Here is a 15,764-nt window from a genome sequence, read left to right as displayed (position 1 = left end):
CCAATAACACTTTCCCGAAAGATAAATTTCACGATTAATTAATGTTAATCGGCAATTCTTTCGGATATTAGCGGATTCTTATGAAGAACGATATACAAATAAAGAATAAAAGGGCCTATTTCGACTACCATATTGTTGAAAAATTTAATGCCGGACTGGCCTTGCTGGGTACGGAGATCAAAGCGATACGCCAGGGAAAAGCCAACCTATCAGATGCTTTCTGCATGTTTATAGGTAATATTCTTTATGTCAGAAACCTCCATATTTCCGAATACAGCCACAGTTCCTTTTATCACCATGACATAAAAAGGGACAGGGCACTGCTTTTGCAAAAAAGGGAACTTAAAAAACTTAAAATAAAAAGCGAAGAAAAGGGTTATACGATTGTGCCTTTACGAATTTTCACCAACGAACGTGGCTTTGCAAAAATTGAAATTGCACTGGCGCAGGGTAAAAAAGAATTTGACAAAAGGGACAGCATCAAAGAAAGGGAATCCAAAAGAGAGCTGGACCGGGCCATGAAATTTTAATTACCAGGCCTGATCCCCTACCAAAGGCACAAAACGGAAAGTATCCAGTTCTATTTTTTCGAAATCTGTTTCGCTTACCCGGATCACAGTAACCATTTTCTGTGCATGTTCATCCCCGACCGGGATAACCAGAATGCCCCCAATTTTAAGTTGTTTTAACAAAATTTCCGGAACAAAAGGCGCTCCTGCCGTAACAATAATTTTGTTGTAGGGCGCGTGTTCTGCAATGCCCATAGAGCCATCTCCAAAAAAGAAATTGGCATGATAGCCCATTCCCGGCAAAACTTTTATGGTATGTCTGTAAATGCTTTCCTGACGTTCAATGGTAAATACATTTGCACCCAGCTCCATTAAAATGCAGGTCTGGTAACCTGATCCGGTACCTATTTCCAAAACCTTATCTCCTTTTTTAATATGAAGGAGTTCTGTCTGGTAAGCGACCGTATAAGGTTGTGAAATGGTTTGTCCATCGCCAATAGGAAAGGCAATATCTTTATAAGCCTGGTTCCAGAAAGTCTCATCGAAGAAAAAATGCCGCGGAACTTTGGCAATCGCATCCAATACCTTGTTGTCTGCAATCCCTCGTGATCTTAAATGTTCAACCAGCTTTTTTCTTGCGCCTCTTTCCCTGTAATTATCTACAAACTTATATGCCATTGTATCCCAAAAATAGGAGTTTGAAATCTAATCGGGGCCATGAAAATCATTTAATCCTCCACATTAGGGGTAACCTGCACACAATCAACCTTAATAAATTAGGCCTAGTAAGGATCTACATCCAGCTGTATGATCACACCTTTAAAAGTTTTCTCGGCATTAAAAGTAGTGATCTCTGTTTTGAGCAGGGCTTTTACTTTTGGAATGGCCGTGTGCCTGTCGGATTTGATAATGATCTGACGAATGTAATAACTTCTGACCCTGGACACCAGGGGTTGTTCGGGCCCCAGCACCCTTGGTCCAAGCCTGGAACGGAGCACATGGGCAAAATGATGTGAAGCTGCATTTAAAACATTGGCATCCTTATGTTTCAGGGTGATAAAAATTAGTCTTGAAAAAGGCGGGTAATTAAACTGCCTGCGTTCTTCGATTTCATCATTGTACATACCAATGTAATCGTTCTCCACCACCTGTTTAATGATCCTGTGGTCATCGTCATAAGCCTGTATACAAACTTTTCCCTGCTTCTCTCTGCGTCCGGCCCTTCCGGATACCTGGGTGAGCAATTGGAAGCTTCTTTCAAAAGCCCTGAAATCCGGAAAATTCAGCAGGGTATCGGCGTTGATGACCCCAATTAGTGTTACATGATCAAAATCCAATCCTTTGGCCACCATTTGGGTCCCAATGAGAATATCGGTTTTCTTTTCCTGAAAATCGGCTATAATTTTCTGCAAACTGTTTTTGGTCCGGGTGCTGTCTACATCCAGACGGGCAATACGGGCCTCTGGAAAAATGAGGCTCAATTCCTCTTCTACCCGCTCGGTACCAAATCCTTTTTGTTCAATATGTACCGAACCACAGGCCGGACAGATTTTTAAGCTGTTTTCATGATAACCACAATAATGGCAGTGCAGTTTTCCACTGCTTTTGTGATAGGTCAGGCTCACATCACAGTTAACGCATTTTGGGGTATAACCACAGGTGGCGCAAATCATAATGGTCGCGTAACCCCTGCGGTTCTGAAAAAGAATGACCTGCTCTTTTTGCTCCAGGGAAGTGGCAATATCATCGATGAGTACACTTGAAAAATAAGAAATCATTTTCTTTTTCTTTGTCTGTTCAGAAATGCTGACCACTTCGTGCAGGGGCAGCTGCACACCTCCAAAACGCCCCGTTAAAGACACCAGCCCGTACTTTCCGTTCTGTGCGTTGTAATAGCTTTCTATGGATGGCGTTGCCGAGCCCAGCACTATTTTTGACTTATGTTGATGGGCAAGATAAACCGCCGCATCCCTGGCCTGGTACCTTGGTGCGGGGTCTTGCTGTTTATAAGAAGATTCATGCTCTTCATCGACAATGATAAACTTAAGGTCATTAAATGGCAGAAAAATAGCAGACCTTGCTCCAAGAATGATTTTATAGGTTCCGTTTAATACTTTATTCCAGATTTCCACCCGTTCAAAATCATTAAACTTAGAATGGTAAACCCCAATTGCATCTCCAAAATATTGTTTTATCCTTTCCACAATCTGCGTGGTCAGGGCAATTTCAGGCAATAAAAAAAGGGCCTGGCCACCATTGGCCAATGCTTCTTCGATTAAACGGATATAAATTTGTGTTTTCCCCGCAGCGGTAACCCCGTGCAGCAAGACCACTTCTTTTTGTTCCAGTTCTTTTTTAACCTGTTGCAAAGCATTTTCCTGAGTTTCACTCAGCTTAAAATTCAGAATGTCTTCATCGTTCTGATCATTAAGCCTGCTGACCGGTCTTTTTTTCTGCACAAAAATCTCTTTATCAATCATGGCTTTGATCGCCGCAGGTCCGCAATTGCTGTATTCCATCAGTTCCTGTTTGGACAACTGGGCAGTTTGCTTGGATAAAGTCAGGTAAGCCAGTAAAGCATCCATTTGTTTGGGTGCCCTTTCCAGTACAGAAAACAACTCTTTCAGGTTGTCCTGTTCGTTGTAAAAAGGATTTAAAGAAATAAAAGATTTTAGAAGCGGTTTATATTTTTCAACGACCTCTTCGGCAATATAAACCAGTTCCCGGTTAATGAGCAGTTTAATGATGGGAAAAACTGTTTTTTGCCCCAGCAGTTTCGCAATATCGTCAATGGACAAACGCTTTTTCTGCGCCAAGGCGTCCATAAGCACCATTTCTTTTTCTCCAAGATCCGACAGGTCCTGCTGATCGTCTTCCCTTAAAATAATAATGGTTTCGCTGGTGAGTTTAAGTCCTGCGGGTAAAGCGGCAGACATCACATCCCCCTCATTACAAATGTAATATTCGGTCATCCAGTTCCAAAACTCCAGCTGCATTCCATTTACCACCGGAACCTGGTCCACTACATCAATAATGTATTTGGCTTCGTAAAGTTCGGGAGCTTTGGTGCTAATGCTTTTGATCAGTGCGGTGTAAATTTTGTTTTTTCCAAACTGTACGATGACCCTTTTTCCAACCGCAATCTGATCGTTTAAGTCGAAGGGAATTCTATATATATAATTTTTTGCAAGAGAAAGCGGTAAAATCACTTCAATAAAAAGTGTTTCTCTTTCTACAAAATCAGAATCATTGAAATTATGCATTAACGGTGTCTTAGCGCGGCAAACAACAGCAATATCCAGCCCAGAATTAAAAATAAACCTCCTAAAGGTGTGACCGGTCCAATATAATTTACAAATGAGATCTGTGACAATTCTTTAGTTGCAAGCAAATAAAGGGATCCTGAAAACAGGACGATGCCGGCCGTAAAAGAGAAGTAAGCCAGGTCAATCAGTTTATTTCTGAACCTGCCAAAGGTAGAAAGAAACAATAAGGCAAAGACATGATAAAACTGATACTCAACCCCTTTTGACCAAATACTTAAAGATTCGCTGCTTATAGCGCTTTTCAGGCCATGGGCACCAAAAGCACCCAGTATCACTGCAAGAGCACCAAAAAAAGAAGCAGTTAAAATTATTCTTTTGTTCATTTCAAATCAGCTTTTTTATTGAGCGATAAAAATAGCAAAATAAGGGGCATTTTCTTAGTCCTGGCCGGATATAAATTTAATTTAGATTAAGGTGACTTAATTTTATGTTATCTATTATTTATAGCTTATTTTTGAATTGGCCAAACAAATTCTGTGGAGCCGGACATCCCCCTTGTTCAAAAAAAGCGATTGGTCGCCAGTAAAAACCATAACAGGGCCCTGCACAAATTTAAACCGGCTTTTAACATCAAATGAAAAAGATCTATTTTACTATCGTTGTTTTACTGGCAGGGATGATCTGTCTTGCCTATCTTTATTTCTCCAAGCTGAATAAGGATACACAAAGCAATGACAGCAGCCTGTTTGCCGCCACTGCCCAGTCTGGTTTTGTATTTAGTGTAGAAAACAATAAAAGTGTCCTTGACCTTTTACAAAGCCAGGACCTTTTACAGGGGCTGCTTTCTGAGGAAAACCTCAGGGCATTGCAATCCCTGAAAAAAAACATACTAGAAAAGACAGAACTCAACAGGTTCATTCATAAAGAAACGATTTACATCAGTCTGATCCCGGACCAGCACAAGGGCATTACCTATACAATCAGTACCCAGCTAAATGAAAGTGCTAGCCCGGCAGCCCTTTTAAACACCCTGAAAATGAGCGGTTTTTCTGTAGAACAAATGCAAAAAATCGCTAAAATATCTTTCCAAAAGGATTCTTCTTTTTACCTGAGCCAAAAAGGAAACCTGCTGCAGCTTTCCCCTGATCCTAAATTGCTTTCCCAAACGGATGTTGCACAGGAACAAAAAACAAACCGGGACTTTGCAGAATACATTAAAACAACAGAAAAAATTAACAAAAATAGCCTGGCCAGTCTGTATGTTGATTTTAACCGTTTAGAAGATTTGTTCAAAAAACTGAGCCCAACTGCATCCAGTTCCTTGTTTCAGCTGCTTCACCGGCAAAATGCTTTCGCCAGTTTGAATTACAATTACAGTAAAGAAAAGATCCTGTTTACCGGAAGTACGGTGATCAAAGAGGAACAGAATTACCTTAATCTTTTTACCAGTTTAAAGGCCGGCAAAACAACTATTGATGCGATTCTTCCTGAACAAACTGCAAACTATACCATTTACAGCATTTCAGACTACAACCAGTGGAGCAAAGGCCTGGGCAAATGGCTGCAACAGAAAAACATGCCTAAAGAGCAGACCATTGCCGCGCTGAACAGCAAATACCACCTCAACCTGGAGGAGACCTTCCCTAAATATTTTAAAGATCAGCTGCTGAACTTTCAGTTGAAAAATACCGAAAAAATGGGTGCTATTAACCTAAAAAACGGAGATAAGCTTGCGCAACTGCTACTGGACATTAGCGAAAATGTTTCGGAAGATATAAAAGTCCTGAAAGAACCCATGCTGTTGTACTGGTACTTCGGGGCCCCTTTTGAAAAGTTTAAAACACCCTATTATACCATTATCGATAACTATATGGTTTTTTCAAATCGTGCAGAAAATATACAGACCTTTTTAAACAGTTACCGCAGCAATTCACAACTCCTTACAAAAAAGGAATATGCAGACGCCTGTGCGCAGCTTCCTGCGAGTTCAAATATTGTTTTTTACCTGGACCAGAAAAATTCCGAGGATATTGCTTTACACGACCTGTTCAGACCTGCTTTTGAATTCTTTAATTCCAGACAACATATAGGCCAGTTTAGCTCTATGATTTATCAGCTTCAAAGTGAAAATAAAAAGTTCCAGTCTAACCTGCTGATCAGTAAAAAAACAGAAGCTCAAAAAGCCCTCCTTCCTTAAGTGTAAAACCTCTTTCCAAAGCGGATAAATGATCGTCTTTTTTTAGTTGGTTCACAGTTTATTTTTGCTTTGACAATGGCGAATGTGCTGTTTAAAAATAACTATGTGGTAACAGGGTGCTAACAGGGTCTTAACAGGGTGATAACAGGGTCATTTATATAGTTATCATCTAATGATCACCTATTTATTTTCCAATTGCCACCTGGTTTTTTTAGAACAAATTCGCAACTTTAATTAAAGGTTCCAACCGCGGATATTAGCCGAATTATTATATCAGAAAACAAATAAAAAATACCTAGATTTAAAACGATCTATTCCCCTTAAAATGAAGCGCTTTTTTATTTGCTTTTTATTACTGTCTGCAACGAAATCCTACGCACAGCAATATGCACTGTACAACAGCAGAACATTGTTTGATGCCTTTGAAAACCCGGCCCAAAAGGCATTTACACTAGATTCTTCCAGAAAATTTGCCTCCAATTTCCTATTGCCAAACCTTGGGATCAATGGCACCAATAAAGGAGATGCAAATTATACCCTCAGAAGACTGGTTGCCGATCAGGTTTTTAACGCTTCGGGCATTCCTATCGGGGAGGGAAAAAGAAATGAACTTTACCAGAACACCAATATTTACCTGCTTACCTTCCGGATTTTCCAGTCTTATAAATACCATAAAGAACTTGGGTTTTCCTGGCAGGTGCGGACCGATGCCCGGCTCAATTACACCAATGAGAGCCTTGCCCTGGTGGACAGCTACAAAAGATTCACCAACAGCAGCTATAACGACATTTTCAACAACTATGGCAGCGGGCAATCTTATCACCAGTTTAGCGTCAATTACAGGGAAGACTTTAACAAAAAACTGTCTTTTGGGATAAAATTCAGTTTACTCAGCGGGGTTACCTATAATTCCCTGGACATAGACCGTTCCTCTTTTGCAGTGTACAAAGACGGCACGGGCAATGACATCCTTGATGTTCGCCTCAGGGGGCTTTACAAAGCCAATTTCCTGTACTTCAAAGACCTGAACACAAGTTCCTATTTACCAAATTTCAAAAACCCTGGTGCTTCAATTAGCTTTGGGACCAGTTATAAAGCCAAAAGCGGGGTCTTTTTAATGGCAAATGTAAAGGACCTGGGTTTTATTAAATGGAACAACGACTCTCATTACATTAACTTCAACAGCGGAAGCCTTATTGTCAATCCGGGTACAATGACTTCTAAAGAAATCAACCAGCAAATTACAGATATGGTGACTGGTAAGGATAAACGGGATGGTTTTTACAGTGCCACCAATGCCAGTGCCGATGTAACGGTTTCCAAAGGCTATGGAAATTATACGCCCATGGTGGTGGTTTCAAAAAACCTGTTTTATAAAGGCGGTGATTTTGCCTTTGTCAACAGCATGAAATTTAATAACTTTTATGCCAGTGTGACCCCCGCCTATAACTTTAACGGCTTTTTCATGGCCGGAATACAAGGCATGTACCGGACGCCCAATTTCGAAGTTTATCTGGGCACAGACAACCTGCTGAAAACCATTGCCGCCAGACAAGACCAGAATTCCGGAAGTGGTTATTATGGGGCCTCCTTTTACATGGGAATGGCTATTAAATTTGGGGGCACGGTCGAACACCCGCTAAACAGCAGCCATATGCCAGGCGTTGGAGAAGAAGAAGAGAAAAGCTTTTTCCAAAGCATTTTTGGCATCTTCAAGAAAAAGAAAAAATAAGTTAAACCTTTTTCTTTGGCTGGGTCAGCATAAAATCTTTCAGATAATAAGGCTCAAAATAAGCCACATCTTCGAATTTTTGCTGTGCATAAGCTTCCATAGCCAGTGTGCTTAAATAAGCTGCAGAATTAAAATTCGCCTCAGAGAAGAATGCATTTTCATTTTTGAGTACTTCGGCACATTTTAATGCACCATCGCCCATAAAAGTAACCTGCTGGTTTTTCAGTTCGTCAGCGAAAGACTGTGCGTCAATGATTTTCGCCTCTGTATCAGATAAAGGCTCCAGGCGCGCATTAAATATGCGGGTATACACTTCCATTCTCCGGGCATCGATCATGGGGCAGATCAAGCCATTATAGCCTTTATTGTTTGCGACAAATCCGGCAGCCATCATTTTCAAAGTATCAATGGCCAAAAGCGGTTTATCGAGCGCAAAACAAAGGCCTTTGGCTGTAGAGACACCTATACGCAAACCCGTATAGGAACCCGGACCTTTACTGATGGCAATGGCATCCAGCTGAGGATAAGTAAACCCCGCTGTTTTCATCAGTTCATCTATAAATAAAGTCAAACTCCCGGCATGAATATTCTGAGCAGTTTCTTCTTTGACAAGCAGGGTTTCACCATTACGGGATAAAGCAACAGAACACGTTTGTGTAGCCGTTTCAATTTGAAGTATTATAGCCATTGCTGCAAATATAAATGATTTTTAATTATGGAACAGGATCATGTCCATGTTTGCCCCAGGGATGGCAGCGCCCGATTCTTTTCAGGGTAAGCCAGCCCCCTTTAAAAGGACCGTGCTTTTTAATGGCTTCAATTCCATATTGTGAGCATGTGGGTGTAAATCTGCAACTTGCCCCCAATAAAGGCGACAGGAACCATTGATACAATTTGATCAGTCCCAGAAACAACCAGCCAATACCTAATTTAAGAAATTTCATGAAGTTCCAGATTAGCACATAATTTCTTTAGCGCAGCAGCCAGTTTCTTTTCCATGAATGAGAATTCATGCTTTTCTTTACCAATAAATTGTATAGACAGCAGCAATAATTTTCCAGAATCTTTTAAATGATTGTAAAGGTGTTCCTGTTTATGAAAACGGTAAGCTTCCCGGGTGCGGCGTTTGAGCAAGTTTCGGTCAACCGCCCTTTTATAACGTTTTTTTGCCACATTAATCACCACCTCAACGGCAGCTGCATCTGCGGCAGGCACAAATAAAGAGGAAATCCGAAAGGGGTATAATAAAAAAGAAGAACCGTTCTTAAACAACAGGTCTAGTGACTTTCTGCTGCATAACCGTTCTTCTTTAGAGAATGTTTTTTTCATGTTTTGATTGCAATCCTGCAGACATTCTGATCTGCCAGCACTTAAAGTGCTGCAATCAAAATTATGCTTTGTGACGACGTTCGTCAGAAACTGATAATTTTTTTCTTCCTTTTGCGCGGCGGGAAGCTAATACTCTTCTACCGTTTGCTGTAGCCATTCTTTCGCGGAAGCCGTGTTTGTTTCTTCTCTTTCTTTGCGAAGGTTGGAATGTTCTTTTCATAACTGTATTATATCTTAACTATATATTTTTTAAATAAGAGGTGCAAATATAGTGGGATTTTTGTTTAAAAGCAAATGCAATCAGAAACTGTTTAAATTTAATTTCATAAAGTGCCTTTCAAACCCTAAAACCGACTGTGGAAGGCTATAAACCCAATGCGGCCTTTAGCTTCAGGTAACCTGTTTTACTCACCGGAAGCCAAATATCCGATTTTAAAAGCACCACATAACTGTCCTTTTCTTTCAGCTCCATCCTGGTGATCTGGGAAAGGTTTATGATATAAGAACGGTGGATCCGGATAAACTGACTGGGTTCCAGGGTCTGTTCAAAAAAGCCCATGGTTTTGTTTTTATAATATATGCCTTCTGCGGTACTGAGTTTAACCTGGTCATCATCGGCCTCAAAATAATGGATGTCCATCACGTTTAAGATTTTAATAACCCCATTCTTTTTAACCACCACCCTATTGTTGTGCGCGGGGCTTAAAGAAACCGAATCCAGTAATTCTTTTGTAGAGGCTTCTTCCTGACCAAGTTTGGAAGGCAGTTTTTTCATGGCCAGGTCAAAACGTTCTTTTTCGATTGGCTTAAGTAAATAGTCTACAGCATTCACCTCAAAAGCTTTTATGGCGTATTCATCAAATGCCGTAGTAAAAATTACCCCGGGCGCATCATCCACCAGTTCAAGCATTTCAAAACCACTAATTTTTGGCATCTGGACATCTAAAAAAATAAAATCCGGATTAAACTGAGTAATGGCTTTCAGGCCCTCAAAACCGTCATTGCATTCTGCAACCACCTCTATTTCGGGGTAACTTTCCAGGTAAAACTTAATAATGTCCCTGGCCAGCGGCTCATCATCAATTAGTATAGTTCTTATCATTATTTTGTGGTATTTTAAGCTCAGTAACAAATATATTTGGTTCCTCTTTTGAGGTTTTAAGAAGTCCCTGATCGGCAAAGAGCAGGTACAATCTTCTCTTAATGGCATTCAATCCAAATCCGGTCCCTCCGGTTGCCTTCATTTCGGGATCAAAAGGATTTTTCACACTAATATAAAGCATATTATTTTCAAGACTGACATTTATGGAAATTGTAATGGCTTCTGAGGTGTTGTACAATCCGAATTTAATGGCATTTTCAACAATGGGCTGTAACAAAGTTCCCGGAAGCCGCAGTTCCATTGTATTTTCGGCAACGGAAATTTCAATATTCAGGCGGTGACTGAACCTTACCTTTTCGATGTCCAGGTACAGTTGAATATACTCCATTTCTTCAGCAACACTCACCCAAACCTCATCATCCCGCTTCAGGGTCCCCCTTAAAAAAGCAGCCAGTTTTGTGATCATAGGCCCTGCTTCTTTTGGGTTCACTATGGTCAGGGCATACACAGAGTTGAGGCTGTTGAACAGAAAATGGGGCTGCAGCTGGTGGCGGAGTTTATTAAGCTCTGCTTCTTTGGCCAGGTTTTGCACGGCAAACAAACGTCCCTGGGCTTCAGATTGCTCTTCGAGCCTGTACCATAAAATATTGGCCAGTGCCCACCAGGCCAGAAACAAAAAAACAATAACAAACCTGAAAGGCAAGGTATAACCTAAAAACGACTGGTACTTGGTTTCCAGTAAAACCAGTCCCAATGCAAACTTAGCGGAATACGTAACAAACAGGGCCAGTAAAAGCGTCAATACAAAAACAAAAATTAAAGGTTCACTTTTGGGCTGGTAATAGCCCAGTAAGGTACTGAAAATGATGCAGCACATCGCCAGCAGCAAAACCGTTATGGCGCTGTCCCCTATTGATATCAGCCAGTTAAAATCCAGTACATAATTGAACAGCAAAGCAAATATTGCAATGCAGGACAGAAAAACGCCAATGGCAATTTTTTGTATTCTGGGTACTGACAGGGGTCTTGTGGTCACGCTTTAATGAATTGGAACGTTTTCTACTACATCGGCAAGAAAGGTCTTGTGCCGGTTTACATCATCCATAAAAGCCTTATAATCTGCAGGCTCATGGATCACTGAATTGACTTCACAGCCATCTTCCAGCAGATCGATTTCCTTTACATCCGAAATGCAAAGGAAATCCCATCTTACTTCTTCACCTTTTATGTTTTTAAAGGACTGGTGAAATTTTTTTGCCAGTGCCTGCGCCTTACTCCAGGCGTCGGAAATATTTTGTGATATCAGTAACCTGATCTGTTCGTCAATTTGCGGGGCATGGCTGCCCTCCCCGCTTACAATCTGATAAACATATTTCACAGCGAACCATTTCATAATCAAAATCTTAAAAATTTCTAATGTCAACGCCCCCGCACAATGCCACACCCTCAATGATTAATATTTTTCTGGCACCTTCTCCATTAAAAGGAGGCACTGCCCTTTTATCATCCACACCGCCAAAAATTGCGGTTACTTCGGACCTGACCTCCCAGCTTGGCGGAACAATGATTTTAACCCCACCAAAAATAGCCACGATGTCAATGGTCACTGTACCTTCAAAGTCTGCCTGGCTCAGGTTGATCTCACATCCCCCGAAAACCGCCACGGCCTCTCCACCCTTAAAGTTTTTTGAATACACCATATGATTGGCGCCACCGAATATATTTACAGAATTCAGGATGTCTTTTGTATCAGCGCCACCCCGGGAGGAATCTGTAGCGGTCGCTGCATCTGCAGGTCCGGTTTCAGTGGTAACTTCGGGCTGTGGATAAACATAAGGCGTCTCACCGAACCTGGATTTCCAGCGGTCGCCCCTTCTTCTCCAGCGTTCTTCTTTTCTTCTCCATCTTTCTTCCAGGTTCCTTTTGGGACGTAAAATAAGGTACAGTCCAAGGACAATGAAAATTATGGCAAAATAGTATTTACTAAAATCCACATCTGCAATATCCTCTACGGTAAAATACCCGCCAATCAGGACCATAATCAGCCAGCCCCCACCCTGGAAATTTCTTTTGAAACCGACCACAAGACCAATGACAATCAATAAGGTATGCCAGCTCAGCACCCAGTGAGGGATATAAATACCATAACTTCTTAAGAAGAAGACAACACCTACAGTGAGGATAATCAGACCACTCCAGATGCTGTTGGAGTGGTTTTTGTCTTTTATATTATAATTTTCCATTTCTTTTGTTGTTTACCGGATGCGCTACACTTTCATTTCCTGCAATCCGGTGTTTAAATCTGAATCAAATATATTAATGATCCCCCAGCCGCAAAAGGCCTCTAACCTGTAAACCGGTAAAAACCCGGTGAACGGTATTTTTTCATCGGTAAAATATCATCAATAATTATATTGAGTTATATCCACCGATTAACCGGCCCTGATCTTTCCCACAAGATACAATAAAACCGGCTGCTGCCAATACCTCAATTGAATTCCCCGCTGCAGGGGTAGTTTACAAATAGTTCTGATGCTTTCATGACAGAATACTTCACCGGCTCTAAAAAATTATCCTTTAATTTGGGCATGAAAAAAATTCTTCTCTTTGCCCTGGTGCTCCTTGCACCTGCTGCACTTTTTGCACAGGATACCCAAACCGCAAATTACAAGATATATGATTCTAAAAAAGCAAAGCTGGTCACTCTAGACGAACTCGTTGCGAGTTTAAAAAATACGGATGTACTTTTTTTTGGAGAAGAACATAACGATTCTACCGGTCATGCACTGGAAGCAGAAATTTATAAAAAAATGTTTGCTGCCTTCCCTAAAACGGCATTGACCCTGGAAATGTTCCATACGGATGTACAACCGGTTATTGATGAATACCTGTCGGGCTGCATTTCGGAAAAGAATTTCATTAAAGAGGCCAGGGCCTGGAACAATTACAACGATTACAAACCCCTAATTGAATTTGCAAAAGCCAACAAATTACCTGTAATCGGGGGCAATGCCGCGGCCAGGTACAGCAATATGGTCAGCAGATCGGGTCTTACTGCCCTTAAGGCGCTGCCTGAAGCTTCCAGGGCTTTTCTTCCGCCTTTATCTATTGATACCGCCACGGGCAGGTATTATGACAAGTTTAACGAAACCCTTGGCGGGCACAGCATGGGCAGTATGAAAATTTACCAGACCCAGAATTTCTGGGATGCCACCATGGCCTGGTCTATTGCCACTTACCTGAAAAAAAATAAAAATGCAAAAGTCCTGCAGCTCAACGGGCGCTTCCACAGCGATGAACAGCTGGGCACGCTCGCGCAGTTAAAGAAACTTCTTCCCAAGCTGAGTATCTCGAATATTTCCTGTTTTTCGGCCGAAGATTTTAAACAACCGGACTGGGAAAAATACAAATACCTGGGTGACTACATTATTGTAACCGACCCAGGTATCAAAAGAACTTTTTAATCTATTTTGCTTTAAGAACGTCCCTGATCTCTGTAAGCAGGATTTCCTCCTTAGTAGGGGCTGCAGGAGCAGCAGGGGCTGCTTCTTGTTTACGTTTCATTGCATTAATGGCTTTTACCAGCATAAAAACTGCCAGTGCCAACAGGAAGAAGTTCAAGGCTACGGTAATGAAATTACCATAAGCAAAAACAACTGCTCCGGGTACCTTTTTAGCATCTGCAAGCGCCAGTCCCTGGGTGACGGTGCCCTTGAGCACAACATACATATTGCTGAAATCTACAGATCCGATGACTGCAGAAATGAGCGGCATGATCAAATCGTTGACAATACTATCGATGATCTTACCAAATGCCCCTCCGATAATTACCCCGATAGCGAGGTCCATTACGCTGCCCTTAACGGCAAACTCTTTAAATTCTTTTACAAATCCCATAATATTTTGTTATGATTTACTTAAAAATATAAAGATTATTTCAATAATCAAAGCATTCATTGAGAACGATTACACATTTACAAGGGTAAAAATCATCCTTCTGCCTGCTGCTGATTTCGTATAATATTTACATTTGCGAAGTCCCAAGCCAATTTTGTGCCAGTCTTTCAATGAATTCGCATAATATAATTTGTGTTATTATTTTTATCTAAACCAAATGCTTATTTTTGAACGGGTAAAATGACATTCCTAGAACATGCTAAAACAACATCTACAACAAAAATTACTTCAGAAACTATCACCGCAGCAAATACAGTTCATTAAACTGCTGCAGGTCCCTACTGTCTCTTTGGATACCCGAATAAAAGAAGAATTAGAAGAAAATCCGGCTTTGGAAGATCCAAGTCTGATGATTGCAGAAGAACCCAAAGGAGAATACGACGACCTTAATGACGGGCCTGATGATTTTGATCCTTCTTCCAAAGAGGAAAATACAGATGAATTTAATGTAGATGATTATTTACAGGATGACAGTGTAAACGATTACAGTACTTCTTACAATAACGGTGATGACGATGAGGATAAAAAAGAAACGCCCATTGCCATTGAAAGTACCTTTTTTGAAAGCCTTCAGGAACAACTTGACCTGGTGCCCCTTTCTGATCAGGATTTTATTATAGGAAAGCAAATTATAGGTAGCCTGGATGATGATGGTTATTTAAGAAGGCCCATTACCTCTATGATCGACGACCTTGCCTTTTCACAAAATGTAATGGTGGAAGAAGAGGACGTACTGGAAATGCTCAAAGTGATCCAAAGTTTTGACCCTCCGGGAATTGCAGCAAGGGATTTACAGGAATGCCTGACTTTGCAACTCAAACGCAAGGACCTTTCCAATCCGATTATCCAGAAAGCCATTCAGGTTGTGGAGCATCATTTAGATGAATTTACGCGCAAACACTATGACAAGCTGGAAAAATCCTTAAACCTGCAAAGTGAAGAGCTTAAAGAAATCATCAATGAAATTTTAAGGTTAAACCCTAAGCCAGGTGACTCCAATCAGGTGACCACCAAACAGCTTCAGATTATTCCTGATTTTCATATTTCCAATAATGACGGAGTACTGATCCTGACACTCAATTCAAAAAATGCACCGGAGCTCAGGGTAAGCCGCTCCTATCTGGATATGTTTGACCATTACGACAAAGCTTCCCAGAAAGACAAAAAATTAAAGGAAGCGGTACAATTTGTCAAACAAAAACTGGATTCGGCAAAGTGGTTTATAGATGCCATAAAACAAAGACAGCAAACCCTGTTAAAAACCATGAACGCCATTATGCAATACCAGTATGAATATTTACTGACCGGCGATGAGCGTAAAATGCGTCCGATGATCCTTAAAGACATTGCAGATAAAATAGACATGGACATTTCTACGGTATCCAGGGTGGCCAACTCCAAATACGTACAAACTGAATTTGGTACTTTTCTGTTGAAATCCTTTTTCTCGGAAGCCATTCAAACCGAAAGCGGAGAGGAAGTGTCCAATAAAGAGGTTAAAAAGATCCTGGAAGACTGCATCAGTACCGAGGATAAAAGAAAACCGCTTGCAGATGAGAAACTGACCGAAATTTTAAAAGAACAAGGTTACAATATCGCCCGCAGAACGGTGGCCAAATACAGGGAGCAAATGAATATTCCTGTTGCCCGTTTAAGAAAGGAGCTTTAATCT

17 protein-coding genes are annotated in these 15,764 nt (G+C 41.0%); 5 read left to right on the top strand and 12 right to left on the bottom strand.

Going from position 1 to position 15,764, the window contains the following annotated elements; all coding sequences use genetic code 11:
* Positions 1–80 precede the first annotated feature (80 nt).
* Positions 81–530, top strand: a complete 450-nt coding sequence (gene smpB / locus B0O44_RS00330; protein ID WP_211321282.1) for an SsrA-binding protein SmpB — start codon at positions 81–83, stop codon at positions 528–530.
* Here smpB and B0O44_RS00325 read toward each other — a convergent pair whose 3' ends face one another.
* From B0O44_RS00325 to B0O44_RS00315, 3 genes are all read right to left on the bottom strand, one after another.
* Positions 531–1,187 (bottom strand): protein-L-isoaspartate(D-aspartate) O-methyltransferase, encoded by a 657-nt coding sequence (locus B0O44_RS00325; protein ID WP_110826711.1) that lies wholly within the window; start codon positions 1,185–1,187, stop codon positions 531–533. It abuts the gene before it with no gap.
* A 104-nt stretch (positions 1,188–1,291) separates the two neighbouring features.
* Positions 1,292–3,772 carry a replication restart helicase PriA gene (gene priA / locus B0O44_RS00320; RefSeq protein ID WP_110826710.1) on the bottom strand — a complete coding sequence of 827 codons (2,481 nt, stop codon included), beginning with the start codon at positions 3,770–3,772 and terminating at the stop codon, positions 1,292–1,294.
* Positions 3,772–4,158, bottom strand: coding sequence for a DUF423 domain-containing protein (locus tag B0O44_RS00315; RefSeq protein WP_110826709.1), 387 nt, complete (start codon positions 4,156–4,158; stop codon positions 3,772–3,774). Before B0O44_RS00315 ends, priA begins: the two co-directional genes overlap by 1 nt.
* Positions 4,159–4,409: 251 nt before the next feature.
* On the opposite strand from B0O44_RS00315, the gene B0O44_RS00310 reads away from it, so the two are divergent.
* Positions 4,410–5,972: a hypothetical protein gene (locus tag B0O44_RS00310; RefSeq protein WP_110826708.1), complete on the top strand. Its 1,563-nt coding sequence runs from the start codon at positions 4,410–4,412 to the stop codon at positions 5,970–5,972.
* Positions 5,973–6,297: 325 nt separating this feature from the next.
* Positions 6,298–7,704 (top strand): DUF5723 family protein, encoded by a 1,407-nt coding sequence (locus B0O44_RS00305; RefSeq protein ID WP_110826707.1) that lies wholly within the window; start codon positions 6,298–6,300, stop codon positions 7,702–7,704.
* A gap of 1 nt (position 7,705) precedes the next feature.
* Here B0O44_RS00305 and tsaB read toward each other — a convergent pair whose 3' ends face one another.
* The 8 genes from tsaB to B0O44_RS00265 form a co-directional block, all read right to left on the bottom strand.
* Positions 7,706–8,392 carry a tRNA (adenosine(37)-N6)-threonylcarbamoyltransferase complex dimerization subunit type 1 TsaB gene (gene tsaB / locus B0O44_RS00300; RefSeq protein ID WP_110826706.1) on the bottom strand — a complete coding sequence of 229 codons (687 nt, stop codon included), beginning with the start codon at positions 8,390–8,392 and terminating at the stop codon, positions 7,706–7,708.
* 25 nt (positions 8,393–8,417) lie between these two features.
* On the bottom strand, positions 8,418–8,648 hold the full coding sequence (gene yidD, locus B0O44_RS00295; protein ID WP_110826705.1) for a membrane protein insertion efficiency factor YidD: 231 nt from the start codon (positions 8,646–8,648) through the stop codon (positions 8,418–8,420).
* On the bottom strand, positions 8,635–9,033 hold the full coding sequence (locus B0O44_RS00290) for a ribonuclease P protein component (protein ID WP_110826704.1): 399 nt from the start codon (positions 9,031–9,033) through the stop codon (positions 8,635–8,637). Before B0O44_RS00290 ends, yidD begins: the two co-directional genes overlap by 14 nt.
* 61 nt (positions 9,034–9,094) lie before the next feature.
* The gene (gene rpmH, locus B0O44_RS00285; protein ID WP_008241331.1) at positions 9,095–9,253 is read right to left on the bottom strand and encodes a 50S ribosomal protein L34; all 159 of its coding nucleotides are present in this window, start codon (positions 9,251–9,253) and stop codon (positions 9,095–9,097) included.
* A 144-nt stretch (positions 9,254–9,397) separates the two neighbouring features.
* A complete protein-coding gene (locus B0O44_RS00280; protein ID WP_110826703.1) occupies positions 9,398–10,135 on the bottom strand; it encodes a LytR/AlgR family response regulator transcription factor in 738 nt (245 codons plus the stop codon).
* Positions 10,113–11,171, bottom strand: coding sequence for a sensor histidine kinase (locus B0O44_RS00275; protein WP_245943501.1), 1,059 nt, complete (start codon positions 11,169–11,171; stop codon positions 10,113–10,115). Before B0O44_RS00275 ends, B0O44_RS00280 begins: the two co-directional genes overlap by 23 nt.
* 3 nt (positions 11,172–11,174) lie before the next feature.
* Positions 11,175–11,528, bottom strand: coding sequence for a DUF4288 domain-containing protein (locus B0O44_RS00270; RefSeq protein ID WP_110826702.1), 354 nt, complete (start codon positions 11,526–11,528; stop codon positions 11,175–11,177).
* Between the two features lie 10 nt (positions 11,529–11,538).
* A complete protein-coding gene (locus tag B0O44_RS00265) occupies positions 11,539–12,378 on the bottom strand; it encodes a LiaF transmembrane domain-containing protein (RefSeq protein WP_110826701.1) in 840 nt (279 codons plus the stop codon).
* A gap of 345 nt (positions 12,379–12,723) precedes the next feature.
* Here B0O44_RS00265 and B0O44_RS00260 point away from each other — a divergent pair, with 345 nt between their 5' ends.
* Positions 12,724–13,599 carry a ChaN family lipoprotein gene (locus tag B0O44_RS00260; RefSeq protein ID WP_110827493.1) on the top strand — a complete coding sequence of 292 codons (876 nt, stop codon included), beginning with the start codon at positions 12,724–12,726 and terminating at the stop codon, positions 13,597–13,599.
* A 1-nt stretch (position 13,600) separates the two neighbouring features.
* Here B0O44_RS00260 and mscL read toward each other — a convergent pair whose 3' ends face one another.
* Positions 13,601–14,032, bottom strand: a complete 432-nt coding sequence (mscL, locus tag B0O44_RS00255; protein ID WP_110826700.1) for a large conductance mechanosensitive channel protein MscL — start codon at positions 14,030–14,032, stop codon at positions 13,601–13,603.
* Between the two features lie 256 nt (positions 14,033–14,288).
* On the opposite strand from mscL, the gene rpoN reads away from it, so the two are divergent.
* Entirely contained in the window at positions 14,289–15,761 is a 1,473-nt protein-coding gene (rpoN, locus tag B0O44_RS00250) for an RNA polymerase factor sigma-54 (RefSeq protein WP_110826699.1), read from the top strand.
* The last annotated feature ends 3 nt before the right edge of the window (positions 15,762–15,764 follow it).

The sequence above is a fragment of the Pedobacter nutrimenti genome (assembly GCF_003208655.1).
Taxonomy (GTDB): Bacteria; Bacteroidota; Bacteroidia; order Sphingobacteriales; family Sphingobacteriaceae; genus Pedobacter; species Pedobacter nutrimenti.
Note: the sequence above shows the minus strand (reverse complement) of the source record. Positions and strands in the feature narration are given on the sequence as shown.